This window comes from Pseudomonas sp. MYb193 (genome assembly GCF_002966775.1).
GTDB lineage: Bacteria > Pseudomonadota > Gammaproteobacteria > Pseudomonadales > Pseudomonadaceae > Aquipseudomonas > Aquipseudomonas paracarnis.
In genome coordinates this window covers 5,861,304-5,875,045 of sequence record NZ_CP023269.1, presented here as the reverse complement: position 1 = coordinate 5,875,045, position 13,742 = coordinate 5,861,304, and the positions used below count along the sequence as shown (strand labels likewise).

The 13,742-nt window shown below is 59.3% G+C and carries 12 protein-coding genes; 10 read left to right on the top strand and 2 right to left on the bottom strand.

The genetic code is table 11. From position 1 onward, the window contains the following. Positions 1-162: 162 nt before the first annotated feature. The 8 genes from CLM72_RS27065 to CLM72_RS27030 all read left to right on the top strand — a co-directional run bounded on the left by CLM72_RS27065 (position 163) and on the right by CLM72_RS27030 (position 7,401). The gene (locus CLM72_RS27065; protein WP_105228905.1) at positions 163-1,503 is read left to right on the top strand and encodes an OprD family porin; all 1,341 of its coding nucleotides are present in this window, start codon (positions 163-165) and stop codon (positions 1,501-1,503) included. A gap of 273 nt (positions 1,504-1,776) precedes the next feature. Further along, positions 1,777-2,415, top strand: coding sequence for a peroxiredoxin (locus CLM72_RS27060; protein ID WP_105228904.1), 639 nt, complete (start codon positions 1,777-1,779; stop codon positions 2,413-2,415). A 318-nt stretch (positions 2,416-2,733) separates the two neighbouring features. Continuing rightward, complete coding sequence (ssuE, locus tag CLM72_RS27055; protein WP_014720392.1) at positions 2,734-3,327, top strand: NADPH-dependent FMN reductase; 594 nt, start codon at positions 2,734-2,736, stop codon at positions 3,325-3,327. 97 nt (positions 3,328-3,424) lie between these two features. Next, on the top strand, positions 3,425-4,393 hold the full coding sequence (locus CLM72_RS27050) for a sulfonate ABC transporter substrate-binding protein (RefSeq protein ID WP_105228903.1): 969 nt from the start codon (positions 3,425-3,427) through the stop codon (positions 4,391-4,393). 26 nt (positions 4,394-4,419) lie between these two features. Then, the gene (gene ssuD / locus CLM72_RS27045) at positions 4,420-5,568 is read left to right on the top strand and encodes an FMNH2-dependent alkanesulfonate monooxygenase (protein WP_060763929.1); all 1,149 of its coding nucleotides are present in this window, start codon (positions 4,420-4,422) and stop codon (positions 5,566-5,568) included. Positions 5,569-5,577: 9 nt separating this feature from the next. Continuing rightward, positions 5,578-6,363, top strand: coding sequence for an aliphatic sulfonate ABC transporter permease SsuC (ssuC, locus tag CLM72_RS27040; protein WP_003195258.1), 786 nt, complete (start codon positions 5,578-5,580; stop codon positions 6,361-6,363). After that, the gene (gene ssuB / locus CLM72_RS27035) at positions 6,360-7,166 is read left to right on the top strand and encodes an aliphatic sulfonates ABC transporter ATP-binding protein (protein WP_014720389.1); all 807 of its coding nucleotides are present in this window, start codon (positions 6,360-6,362) and stop codon (positions 7,164-7,166) included. Before ssuC ends, ssuB begins: the two co-directional genes overlap by 4 nt. A gap of 19 nt (positions 7,167-7,185) precedes the next feature. After that, entirely contained in the window at positions 7,186-7,401 is a 216-nt protein-coding gene (locus CLM72_RS27030) for a molybdopterin-binding protein (protein WP_003176783.1), read from the top strand. A 642-nt stretch (positions 7,402-8,043) separates the two neighbouring features. Here the strand turns inward: CLM72_RS27030 and CLM72_RS27020 are convergent. Both CLM72_RS27020 and CLM72_RS27010 read right to left on the bottom strand, forming a co-directional pair. After that, positions 8,044-8,673, bottom strand: coding sequence for a TetR/AcrR family transcriptional regulator (locus CLM72_RS27020; RefSeq protein WP_105228902.1), 630 nt, complete (start codon positions 8,671-8,673; stop codon positions 8,044-8,046). Between the two features lie 224 nt (positions 8,674-8,897). Continuing rightward, positions 8,898-10,274 (bottom strand): glutamine synthetase family protein, encoded by a 1,377-nt coding sequence (locus tag CLM72_RS27010; RefSeq protein ID WP_003195252.1) that lies wholly within the window; start codon positions 10,272-10,274, stop codon positions 8,898-8,900. 596 nt (positions 10,275-10,870) lie between these two features. Between CLM72_RS27010 and CLM72_RS27000 the strand changes: the two genes are divergently transcribed. Together CLM72_RS27000 and CLM72_RS26995 are read left to right on the top strand one after the other, a co-directional pair. Next, positions 10,871-12,229, top strand: coding sequence for a glutamine synthetase family protein (locus CLM72_RS27000; RefSeq protein WP_003195249.1), 1,359 nt, complete (start codon positions 10,871-10,873; stop codon positions 12,227-12,229). Between the two features lie 57 nt (positions 12,230-12,286). Further along, complete coding sequence (locus CLM72_RS26995; RefSeq protein WP_014720386.1) at positions 12,287-13,651, top strand: aspartate aminotransferase family protein; 1,365 nt, start codon at positions 12,287-12,289, stop codon at positions 13,649-13,651. Positions 13,652-13,742 lie beyond the last annotated feature (91 nt).

The following is a 13,742-nucleotide window of genomic DNA, read 5'->3' as shown; positions in this document are numbered from 1 at the left end:
CCTGCAGGGACCAAATCAACTGCGATTAGACGAAGGTAGTAGACACACAAGGTTACGATTGACTTGGTGGTCACTATCTGGCGCTAATCGCGCATCTGTGGATCTAGGGCGTCAGACCCGAGACCAAAGAAATACAAAAATTAGAAATGAGAGGAGCGGTACATGAAGAAGTCCACCTTGGCTGTGGCTGTAACGTTGGGCGCAATCGCCCAGCAAGCAGGCGCTGCCGGTTTCATCGAAGACAGCAAGGCCACACTGGGCCTGCGTAACTTCTACATCAACACCGATAACCGCGAAGGCGCTGGTGCGAACAAGAACGAAGAGTGGGGCCAAGGCTTCGATCTGCGTTTCATCTCCGGTTACACCCAAGGCACCGTCGGCTTCGGTCTGGACGCTATCGGCCTGCTGGGTGTTCGCCTGGATTCCGGCGGTGGCACCAACGGCGCGACTGCCAGCTCCTACGGCGGCACGATCTTCCCGAGCAAGTCCAATGGCGAAGCCGTTGATAACTACTCCAGCCTGGGCCTGACTGCCAAAGCCAAGATCTCTCAAACCGAACTGAAGTTGGGTACCTTGCAGCCCAAGCTGCCGGTCATCGTCACCAACGATGGTCGTATGCTGCCGCAAACCTTCCAAGGTGGCCAGATCACCTCTAGCGACATCAAGGACCTGACCCTGGTTGCTGGCCAGATCGAAAAGGCCAAGGGCCGTAACTCCAGCAACAACGAAAGCCTGTCCATTTCCGGCGCCAACAGCCGCGGTGTGAACTGGCGTTCGAGCAACAAGTTCTACTACGCCGGTGGCGACTACAAGATCACCAAGGATCTGACCGCCCAGTACTACTACGGCAACCTGGAAGATTTCTACAAGCAACACTTCCTGGGCCTGACCCACAACTGGGCTATCGGCCCTGGCGTGTTGAAGTCTGACCTGCGCTACTTCAACAGCTCCGACGATGGCAACAACGGTAACCAGTCCGCTTACTTCTCGACGGGCAACTACGGCGGCGTGAACTCCGGCCGTGGCAAAGTCGACAACAACCTGTACAGCGGCCTGTTCCTGTACTCGGTCGCCGGTCACACCTTCGGTGGCGGTTATCAGGTCAGCAACGGTAGCAGCGACTTCCCTTGGCTGAACCAGGGTGACGGCTCGTCGGCTTACATCACAACCGACATGCAAATCCAGAAGTTCGCCCGTGCCGGCGAGCGTACCTGGCAAGCTCGCTACTCCTATGACTTCGCCAAAGTCGGCGTACCTGGCCTGACCGCCGGTGTGGTTTACCTGAAAGGTGATCATATCGACACCGTCTCCAGCAACCGTACCGAGTTCACCGGCCAGTCCGAGTGGGAGCGTGACATCACTGTTGCCTACGTCGTACCGGAAGGTCCGCTGAAGAACGTCGGCGTGGCGTGGAAAAACGCTATGTGGCGCAGCGACATCGCCAACGCGCGTAACCAGGACGAAAACCGCTTGATCGTCAGCTACTCGATCCCGCTGTTGTAAGACTGTAAAACCTTGCCCGGCGCAATGCCGGGCAAGGTGTCTTGCTGTTCAAGTCGGGCTCAACCCCCGCAAGCCCTGCCTGAATCCCTCTTTTTGCAGCGTCTCAAGGCCTTCTCGAACCTTGAAGGCGATGTTGGCCTCAGGCCGTTCCCAAGTCCAATGAACTGATTTTTAATATTCCTTTATCGTCTAGATAAATCGATATTTATTCTTTTTAAATCACAAAAAATCCATGCACAGTGGGCTCCATAAGCACTCATCAGGAGCCACACCATGAGCCTAAGACTGGGCGACATCGCCCCCGACTTCGAACAGGATTCCAGCGCCGGCAAGATTCGCTTCCACGAATGGCTGGGCGACAGCTGGGGTGTGCTGTTTTCCCACCCTGCGGACTTCACCCCGGTGTGCACCACCGAGCTGGGTTTCACCGCCAAGCTCAAGGATGAATTCGTCAAACGTGGCGTCAAGGCCATCGCCCTGTCGGTAGATCCGGTGGACTCGCATCACAAGTGGATCGACGACATCAACGAGACCCAGAACACCGTGGTCAACTTCCCGATCCTGGCCGATGCAGACCGCAAGGTCTCGGACCTCTACGACCTGATCCACCCGAATGCCAGCGATACTCTCACCGTGCGCTCCTTGTTCGTGATCGACCCGAACAAGAAGATCCGCCTGACCATCACCTACCCGGCCAGCACCGGGCGTAATTTCCATGAAATCCTGCGGGTGATCGACTCGCTGCAGCTGACCGACAACCACAAGGTGGCAACACCGGCCAACTGGCAGGATGGGGATGAGGTGGTCATCGTGCCGTCACTCAAGGACGAGGAAGAGATCAAGAAACGCTTTCCCAAGGGCTATCGCGCGGTGAAGCCGTACCTGCGTCTTACCCCACAACCCAATCGTTAAGGCTTATATCGCCATCGCCGGCAAGCCCGGCTCCCACAGTTGACCGCATTCCCCTGTGGGAGCGGGGCTTGCCCGCGATGGCGGCCTCATGAACAGCACAGGCTGCAAGTTGCAAACCGTCTCACACAGCAGGGGTTTTCAGGCCGTTTCCACGGCCTTTTTTTTCGCCTGGGGATTGATCAATCGCTTATGTTTTTATGGAATAAACAAATGAATAAATAAGATTTATAGATATATAAATCTGCTGATAAGGTCTATCCCATCTTGGCGCCATCGCCGTACAGCGAACCGCCGACACTTGCTCAAGGAATCTCCTGCATGCTGGTCGTAACACTTGGAGGCAGTCCCAGCCAGCGTTCCCGCTCTGGGGTCTTGCTGGATAAAACCCGTCAGTGGCTGCAACAGCAGGGCGTGGAAGTAGTGAGTTACCAGGTACGGGACTTCCCGGCTGAAGACTTGCTGCATGCGCGCTTCGACAGCCCCAAGGTGATCGACCTGCTGCAACAAGTCGCCAATGCCGACGGCCTTGTGATTGCCACGCCGGTGTACAAGGCGTCGTTTTCCGGGGCGTTGAAGACCGTACTGGACCTGCTGCCGGAGCGTGCGTTGGCCCATAAGGTGGTGCTGCCGATGGCGACCGGCGGCAGCATCGCCCACATGCTGGCGGTGGACTACGCCCTGAAGCCGGTGCTGTCGGCCCTCAAGGCCCAGGAATTGCTCCACGGTATTTTTGCCGAAGACAGCCAGATCGCCTATGGCGAAGGCAGCGTGCAGGCGCAACTGGTGCCGGTACTCGAACAGCGTTTGCACGAAGCCCTGGAGCAGCTCTACAGCGCCATGGCGCGCCGGCCAAAACCGCTGGACCCTGACGTATTGAATGAACGTTTGTTGAGTGCTCGCTGGAGCATCTGAGCCTCACCCCGAAAAGCTGGAAACACTCACCTTACTCAGCCGACAACGGCCAAGCAGGTGCAGCCAAAACCCTAATCGCACAGTTGGAGAGAGCGCCATGCGCACTGTCATCTTGCGTCGTGGTCTGGTCGCACTCTTTGCTGCGGCTGTGTCCCTCGGCGCCATCGTTCAAGCCCAAGCCGCCGAGACCTTGCGGATCGGTTATCAGAAGTACGGCACCCTAGTGCTGCTCAAGGCCAAGGGCACCCTGGAAAAACGCCTGGCCGACCAAGGCGTGCAGGTGCAGTGGACCGAGTTTCCCGGTGGACCGCAATTGCTCGAGGGCCTGAACGTCGGCTCCATCGACTTCGGCGTTACCGGCGAAACCCCACCGGTGTTTGCCCAGGCGGCTGGCGCCGATCTGCTCTACGTCGCCTACGAACCACCCGCGCCTACCAGCGAAGCGATCCTGGTGCCCAAGGATTCGCCGATCAAATCGGTGGCCGAGCTCAAGGGTAAAAAGGTCGTGCTCAACAAAGGCTCCAACGTGCACTACCTGCTGGTGCGTGCCTTGGAAGACGTCGGCCTCAACTACACCGACGTGAAGACCGTGTTCCTGCCGCCCGCCGATGCCCGTGCTGCGTTCGAGCGTGGCAGCGTGGACGCCTGGGTGATCTGGGACCCTTACCAGGCCGCCGCCGAGAAGCAACTACAAGCGCGCACCCTGCGAGACGGCACCGGGATTGCCGACAACCATCAGTTTTACCTGGCCACCAAACCCTACGCCGAACAGCACCCGCAAGTGATCAAGGCGTTGGTGGAAGAGGTGCGTGCGGTAGGCGAATGGTCCAAGGCCAACCCGCAGGAAGTGACTGAGCAGGTCGCCCCACTGCTCGGCCTGCCGGCAGATATCACCCTCACGTCGGTGAAACGCCAGGGCTACGGCGCGCTGTTCCTGACCCCGGAAGTGGTCGCCGCCCAGCAGAAAATCGCAGACACCTTCTACCAACTCAAATTGATCCCCAAGCCCTTGAGCATCAAGGACGTGATCTGGACGCCACCCGCCGCGGTTGCCAAAGCGCCGTAATCCGACTTCATTCAGGAGACAACTCCATGAGCCTCAATATTTTCTGGTTCCTGCCCACCCACGGCGACGGTCACTACCTTGGCACCGCCGAAGGCGCCCGCGCTGTCGACCACGGTTACCTGCAACAGGTGGCCCAGGCTGCCGACCGCCTGGGTTTCGGCGGGGTGTTGATCCCTACGGGCCGCTCTTGCGAAGACTCGTGGTTGGTGGCCGCCTCGCTGATCCCCGTGACCCAGCGCTTGAAATTCCTGGTTGCCCTGCGCCCTGGGATCATCTCCCCGACCGTGGCCGCGCGTCAGGCCGCGACCCTGGATCGCCTGTCTGGTGGCCGTGCGCTGTTCAACCTGGTCACCGGTGGCGATCCGGAAGAACTGGCTGGCGACGGATTGTTCTTGAGCCATGAAGAGCGCTACCAGGCGTCGGTGGAATTCACCCGCATCTGGCGCCGTGTGCTGGAAGGCGAGACCGTGGACTACGACGGCGAGCACATCAGCGTCAAAGGCGCAAAATTGCTCTACCCACCGATTCAACAGCCACGCCCGCCGCTGTATTTCGGGGGTTCCTCCGAAGCCGCCCAGGACCTGGCGGCCGAACAGGTCGAGATGGTGCTGACCTGGGGCGAGCCGCCGGCAGCCGTGGCGGAAAAGATCGCGCAGGTACGCGCCAAGGCCGCAAAACTGGGGCGCACGGTGCGCTTTGGTATTCGTTTGCATGTGATCGTGCGCGAGACCAACGACGAAGCCTGGAAAGCCGCCGACAAACTGATCTCCCACCTGGACGACGAGACCATCGTCCGGGCCCAGGCGTCCTTGGCGCGCTTCGATTCGGTGGGCCAGCAACGCATGGCAGCCTTGCACGGCGGTAGCCGTGACAACCTGGAAGTCAGCCCCAACCTGTGGGCTGGCGTCGGCCTGGTACGTGGCGGCGCAGGGACGGCGCTGGTGGGCGATGGCCCAACGGTTGCGGCGCGGGTCAAGGAGTACGCGGACCTGGGTATCGATACCTTTATCTTCTCCGGTTATCCACACCTGGAAGAGTCGTATCGGGTCGCCGAGCTGTTGTTCCCGCACCTGGATATCGAACGTCCCGAGCTGCCAAAAAGCGCCGGCTACGTCAGCCCGTTTGGCGAGATGGTGGCCAACGACATCCTTCCCAAAGCTGCGTCGCAGAGCTGAGGCGCCGTTATGGACTTAGAAAAAATCAGCCATCGCGTGGCGCCTTGGGTGCTGCCGATCTTATTGCTGGCGGTGTGGCAGTTGTCGGTGTCGGCGGGTTGGTTGTCGACGCGCATTCTGCCAGCGCCGAGTGCGGTGATCGAAGCCGGGGTGAACCTGGTGGTCAGCGGCGAAATCTGGACGCACCTGGCCATCAGCGGCTGGCGCGCCGGTCTGGGCTTTGTGATCGGTGGCAGCATCGGTCTGGCCCTGGGCTTTATCACCGGCTTGTCGAAGTGGGGCGAACGCTTGCTCGACAGCTCCGTGCAGATGATCCGCAACGTGCCGCACCTAGCGCTGATTCCGCTGGTGATCCTGTGGTTCGGCATTGATGAGACCGCGAAAATTTTCCTGGTGGCCCTGGGGACCTTGTTCCCGATCTACCTGAACACTTACCACGGCATTCGCAATGTCGACCCGGCATTGGTGGAGATGTCGCGCAGCTATGGCTTGTCCGGTTTCAGCCTGTTCTGGCAAGTGATTCTGCCGGGCGCGCTGCCGTCGATCCTGGTGGGGGTGCGCTTCGCCCTGGGCTTCATGTGGCTGACGCTGATCGTGGCGGAAACCATTTCGGCAAGTTCCGGCATCGGTTACCTGGCGATGAATGCCCGTGAATTCCTGCAAACCGACGTGGTGGTGCTGGCCATCGTCATGTACGCCATCCTCGGCAAACTGGCCGACCTGGCAGCCCGCGGGCTGGAACGTGTGTGGCTGCGCTGGCACCCGGCGTACCAAGTCAAAGGAGGTGCAGCATGACGGCTCAACAACCTCCGCGTCTGTTGAAGGGCATCCCGCTGGCAGTGCGCAAATTGCGCAAGGCCTTTGGTACCCGCCAAGTGCTCAAAGAGATTGACCTGCATATTCCCGCGGGGCAGTTCGTGGCCGTGGTCGGCCGCAGTGGTTGCGGCAAAAGTACCTTGCTGCGCCTGTTGGCGGGGCTGGACAAAGCCAGTGGCGGCGAGCTGCTTGCCGGCTCCGCGCCACTGCACGAAGCGATTGAAGATACGCGGTTGATGTTCCAGGAAGCGCGCTTGCTGCCATGGAAGAAGATCATCGATAACGTCGGCCTGGGCCTCAAGGGCGACTGGCGGCCCAAAGCGCTGGATGCGCTGGAAGCGGTTGGCCTGGCCGAGCGCGCCAATGAATGGCCGGCGGCGTTGTCCGGTGGCCAGAAACAGCGCGTGGCACTCGCACGGGCGTTGATCCATCAGCCGCGCCTGTTGCTGCTTGATGAGCCGCTGGGCGCACTGGATGCCCTGACCCGCATCGAGATGCAGCAACTGATCGAAAACCTGTGGCGCAAGCACGGTTTCACGGTGTTGCTGGTGACCCACGACGTCAGCGAAGCCGTGGCGATTGCCGACCGCGTGATTCTGATTGAAAACGGCGAAATCGGCCTCGACCTGAACATCGACCTGCCACGCCCACGGGCCCGTGGCTCACACCGCCTGGCCGCGTTGGAAGCCGAAGTGCTCAACCGCGTGCTGTCGCTACCCGGTTCCCCACCGGAACCCGAACCTGTTTCACCGCTGCCGACGCAATTGCGTTGGGCTCAATAACTCACACAGGAAAAACACCATGACTATTAAAGCCATCAACGTGCGTAACCAGTTCAAAGGCACCATCAAGGAAATCGTGGTCGGCGACGTGCTGTCGGAAATTGACGTGCAGACCGCGTCCGGCATTGTCACTTCGGTGATCACCACGCGTTCGGTCAAGGAGTTGGAGCTGGTGATTGGCAGTGAAGTGATTGCCTTTGTGAAATCCACTGAGGTGTCGATTGCCAAGTTGTGATTGGCGTCGCCCTTGAGATTGCTATCGCAGGCAAGCTCACATTTTGATGTGTGAACGCATTCAAATGTGGGAGCTGGCTTGCCTGCGATGAGCATAGGTATCTACACAACTTCGGCACGACGCTAAATCTGTGGCGAGGGAGCTTGCTCCCGTGACGGCCTGGCAGCCGACACAGATATAACTGATGCCCCGCGATCCAATGTGGGAGCTGGCTTGCCTGCGAAGACGGCCTGACAGTCAACACAGTTGGACCGTGTACATATCCATTCCTGCGGTAACGGCCACTTAGGGTTCCGCCCTGACGGCGGCTCACTTTGCAAAAGCGGCAAAGTAAGCAAAACGCTCTTGCCCCACCACTCGGCACCTCGCTTAGGCTCGGTGTGCCCGTAATCCGCCAGTGATTTGGGGGGGCCGCCGCCACGCGCCATCCATGGCGCGGGGCGGCTAAACCGGCATCCCTGCCGGTTTACCCCCCAAATCCCTGTCGAATTCCGGCCAGCGTGGTTTAACGGGGCGCCTAAGATCAAAAGCAGATCAAGATCAAGATCAAGAGCGGCTCGCTTCGCATCGTGGTTACCGTTGAGCTAACAGAGTTATGTAGATACCTATGCTGCGATGAGGCCGGCCCAGACAACACAGCATTCAGCGCTTGGGCAGATAGGCCGGCAAATAAAGCCCCACATACGCATCAAACACCCGCATCCCTTCCTCCGCCATGCGCGGCGTAATCAGCCCATGCTGATGCACCGAGCGCGCGTACACGCGATCGCTCAACTCCAGTGCCAGGGCAAACACATCCACATCGCTCGGTAGCGTTGGCACTTCAAAGTGGCGATTGAACACCGCCAGCATCAAGTCGCCTAGTTCCAGATCATGCTGGCGATCAGCCTGGGTCACTTCGGTCAACCCATGCTGGGCCAGGATCAACTGGCGCGCCGCGGCATCGTTGCTGTAGATGCTGAGCATGCGTTGTTCAACGATGTAGGACAGGTCGCGCCAATGCTTGAGAGATTCATGCTCGATGGGCGCCTGGATGGCAGCGCGAAAGGCTGCGTGAACGTCAGCGGTCAACGCTTCAAGCAACGCCGGCACACTGGCGAAAAAGTGGTACACCGATGACGGTGGAATCTGTGCCCGTTCGGCCACGCTGTAGATCGACAAGCTCGCCACACCTTCGGTGGCCAGCAAAGTGCGGGCGGCGTCCAGAATCGCGTCGATCCGGGCCTGGCTGCGGGCGCGGGGTTTGCGAACAGTGGCGGGGCGGGTGGTCATGGATGTCTCCTACAAGGCAGCAGGCATTGTATGAGCAGGAATCTGTGTTGTCTGCCAAGCCGCCTTCGCGAGCAAGCCCGCTCCCACATTTAACTGCATTCCAAAGTTGAGACCCCTGTGGGAGCGGGCTTGCTCGCGAAGAGGCCAACTCGGTCTACCGGTAGAAACCCATAAAAAAACGCCACTGACCAAAATCAGCGGCGTTCTTTTATTGCAGCAACCGCTTACACGGTATGCAGGTACCAGTTGTACTCAAGGTCGGAGATGGAGTGTTCAAACTCCTCCAACTCACTTTCCTTACAGGCGACGAAGATATCGATGTATTTAGGATCGATGTACTTGGCCATCACCTCGCTGTCGTCCAACTCGCGCAGGGCATCGCGCAGGTTGTTCGGCAGGCTCTGCTCGTTCTGCTCGTAGCTGTTGCCTTCCACCGGAGCGTTCGGCTCGATCTTGTTGGTCAGGCCGTGGTGTACGCCCGCCAATACCGAGGCCATCAGCAGGTAAGGGTTGGCATCGGCGCCAGCCACACGGTGTTCGATACGCACGGCATCGGACGAGCCGGTGGGTACGCGAATCGCCACGGTGCGGTTATCCAGGCCCCAGCACGGCGAGTTCGGCACGTAGAACTGTGCGCCGAAACGACGGTAGGAGTTGACGTTGGGGCACAGGAACGCCATTTGGGCGGGTAGGGTCTCCAGCACACCGCCGATCGCGTGACGCAATGCGGCGTTCTGCTCGGGATCCTCGCTGGCAAAGATGTTCTTGCCGTCCTTGTCCAGAATGGAAATGTGTACGTGCAGCCCGTTGCCTGCCTGGCCTGGGTAAGGCTTGGCCATGAAGGTGGTGTCCATCTCATGGTCGTAGGCGATGTTCTTGATCAGGCGCTTGAGCAGTACCGCGTAATCGCAGGCCTTGATCGGGTCGGCGACGTGGTGAAGGTTCACTTCGAACTGCGCCGGGGCACTTTCCTTGACGATGGCATCGGCCGGAATGCCTTGCTCCTTGGCACCTTCCAGAATGTCCTGGAGGCAGTCGACGTATTCGTCGAGGTCGTCGATCAGGTAGACCTGTGTCGAGTGCGGGCGTTTGCCGGAGATCGGCGAGCGGGGCGGTTGTGGGCGGCCGTTCACGTTCTCCTGGTCGATCAGGTAGAACTCAAGCTCGAAGGCGGCGCAGATGGTCAGACCGAGGTCGTCAAACTTGGTAACAACTTGGCGGAGCACTTCGCGCGGATCGGCGAAGAAAGGTTCACCTTCGAGTTCGTGCATGGTCATCAGCAGTTGCGCGGTAGGGCGCTTTTGCCAGGGTTCATTGCACAGGGTGTCGGGGATTGGATAACAGATTCGGTCAGCATCACCGATGTCCAGGCCCAGGCCGGTGCTTTCCACCGTAGAGCCGTTGATATCCAGGGCAAATAAAGAGGCAGGCAGGTTAATGCCCTTCTCGTAAACCTTGTGGAGGCTGGTGCGTTCGATGCGCTTACCGCGCACCACACCATTCATATCCGCAATTAGAAGGTCTACGTACAGAACCTCAGGATGATCCTTAAGGAACGCGTTCGCTTCGTTAAGCTGAACGGCACGCGGGGGTACCGACATGATGCAACACCTTTGTTGTTAAAAATATCAATCATTGATCTTTTCTGGTTTCAGTCAACCCGAACGGCCTGCCGAAGTCAAGCGAGGCATTTTTGCCCTAAAAAAGCGCCACGAAGCCTTTTTTGCGGGGTTTTGGGGCGATTTTTTGGGTTTGAGGGGCTTGGGACCTGCAGGCTTGAGCGGGCCGTGTAGGATTTTTTACGGGGGTGTTGTGTAAAAAAATGAACAAGGCTAAGCTCGATTCAAACCCATAACAGCAATAATACCGGGGTGCTTCATGTTTCACCTGCCGCCAATCGGCGTCTCTGCCTGCTCCAGCCAGGCTTTGTCCGCAGATCGTTCGCCCCGCGTGAATGTCCAGGCACCGGCCAATATTCTTGACGGCCCGGCCGATCTCCTTTTTGCCATCTCCGACGCCACTGAGCGACCCTCATCCGCCGTGCCGATCATAATTGCGCACAACTTTGGCCTGAGGAATGCAACCCATGGGCAAATGGCAGGTAAGCTCCTACCCTGAATGAAAAAACGACGCGGATGCTGCGTCAACCAACGCCTGGCCTTTAATGGATGCCAGGAAACCCAGCCCAGAGGCATTTATGAGTAACAACCTCGACCAGCTCACCGATTGGTTGAAAGACCACAAGATCACAGAAGTCGAATGCATGATTGGCGACCTCACCGGTATTACCCGGGGCAAGATCTCGCCGACCAACAAGTTCATTGCCGAAAAAGGCATGCGCCTGCCCGAGAGTGTTCTGTTGCAGACCGTGACCGGCGACTATGTCGAAGACGACATCTATTACGAATTGCTCGACCCGGCCGACATCGACATGATCTGCCGCCCCGACCAGAACGCGGTATTCCTGGTGCCCTGGGCCATCGAGCCGACCGCCCAGGTGATCCACGACACCTACGACAAGCAAGGCAACCCTATCGAGCTGTCGCCGCGTAACGTGCTCAAGAAAGTCCTCAAGCTCTACTCCGACCGCGGCTGGCAGCCCATCGTGGCGCCGGAGATGGAGTTCTACCTGACCAAGCGCTGCGAAGACCCGGACTTCCCGCTGCAACCGCCGATTGGCCGCTCCGGCCGCCCGGAAACCGGTCGCCAGTCCTTCTCTATAGAAGCAGCCAACGAATTCGACCCGCTGTTCGAAGACGTCTACGACTGGTGCGAACTGCAGGAACTGGACCTCGACACCCTGATCCACGAGGACGGCACCGCGCAGATGGAAATCAACTTCCGTCACGGCGATGCCCTGTCCCTGGCCGACCAGATTCTGGTGTTCAAGCGCACCATGCGCGAAGCCGCGCTCAAGCACGACGTGGCCGCCACCTTCATGGCCAAGCCCATGACCGGCGAGCCCGGCAGCGCGATGCACCTGCATCAGAGCATCATCGACATCGCCACCGGCAAGAACGTCTTCTCCAATGAAGACGGGACCATGAGCCAACTGTTCCTCAACCACATTGGCGGCCTGCAGAAATTCATCCCTGAATTGCTGCCTTTATTCGCCCCCAACGTGAACTCGTTCCGCCGCTTCCTGCCCGATACCTCGGCGCCGGTGAACGTGGAATGGGGCGAAGAAAACCGCACCGTCGGCCTGCGCGTACCGGATGCCGGCCCGCAGAACCGCCGCGTGGAAAACCGCCTGCCGGGCGCCGACGCCAACCCGTACCTGGCGATTGCTGCCAGCCTGTTGTGCGGCTACATCGGCATGGTCGAAGGCCATAACCCGAGCGCGCCGGTGGTGGGCCGCGGTTACGAGCGACGCAACCTGCGCCTGCCGTTGACCATCGAAGATGCCCTGGAACGCATGGAAAACAGCAAGACCATCGAGAAATACCTGGGGCAAAAATTCATCACAGGCTACGTCGCGGTCAAGCGGGCCGAGCATGAAAACTTCAAGCGCGTGATCAGTTCGTGGGAGCGGGAATTCCTGCTCTTCGCCGTCTGATGCGCCGGGCGCGCCCTTCAAACGGCGCGCCTTCACTGAAAAGTCTAGGAGATTGGTATGTCCAGCAACAACCCGCAAACCCGTGAATGGCAAGCCTTGAGCAATGATCACCACCTGGCGCCGTTCAGCGACTTCAAGCAATTGAAAGAGAAAGGCCCAAGGATCATCACCAAAGCCCACGGCGTTTACCTGTGGGACAGCGAAGGCAACAAGATCCTCGACGGTATGGCCGGCCTGTGGTGCGTGGCGATCGGTTACGGTCGCGATGAACTGGCCGATGCCGCCGCCAAGCAGATGAAAGAACTGCCGTACTACAACCTGTTCTTCCAGACCGCACACCCGCCGGTATTGGAGTTGGCCAAGGTCATTTCCGATGTCGCGCCGGCTGGCATGAACCACGTGTTCTTCACCGGCTCTGGCTCCGAAGGCAACGACACCATGTTGCGCATGGTCCGCCACTACTGGGCGATCAAGGGCCAGCCCAACAAGAAAACCATCATTGCCCGCAAGAATGGCTACCACGGCTCTACCGTGGCCGGCGCCAGCCTGGGCGGCATGACCTATATGCACGAGCAGGGCGACTTGCCGATCCCGGGCATTACCCACATCGCGCAGCCGTACTGGTTTGGCGAAGGCGGCGACATGAGCCCCGAGGAATTCGGTGTGTGGGCCGCCAACCAGTTGGAAGAGAAAATCCTGGAGCTGGGCGTGGACAACGTCGGCGCCTTTATTGCCGAGCCGATCCAGGGTGCCGGTGGCGTGATCGTGCCGCCTGCCACGTACTGGCCGCGCATCAAGGAAATCCTCGCCAAGTACGACATCCTGTTTGTCGCCGACGAAGTAATCTGCGGCTTCGGCCGTACCGGTGAGTGGTTCGGTAGCGATTTCTACGACCTCAAGCCGCACATGATGACCATCGCCAAGGGCCTGACCTCGGGCTACGTGCCCATGGGCGGCCTGATCGTGCGTGACGAAGTGGTGGCGGTGCTTAACGAAGGTGGCGATTTCAACCACGGCTTTACCTACTCCGGCCACCCGGTGGCCGCGGCCGTGGCGCTGGAAAACATCCGCATCCTGCGCGATGAAAAAATCGTTAACCGTGTGCACGACGAAACGGCACCGTATTTGCAAAAGCGTCTGAGGGAACTGGGCGATCATCCGCTGGTGGGTGAAGTCCGCGGCGTCGGTATGCTCGGTGCGATCGAGCTGGTGCAGGACAAGGCGACGCGCAAGCGTCATGAAGGCAAAGGCGCGGGCATGATCTGCCGAACCTTCTGCTTTGAAAATGGCCTGATCATGCGCGCCGTGGGCGACACCATGATCATTTCGCCGCCACTGGTCATCAGCAAGGCTGAAATCGATGAGCTGGTAACCAAGGCCCGCCATTGCCTGGACCTGACTTTGGCTGCCTTGCAGGGCTAAGTGCTAGGCTCAGTGCGCGGTGCACCGGGCAGTTAAAAATGCAGGGGCTTTGGTTGAAAGCCGGCCCCTGAACTTGCCAGACTGTCGCCCT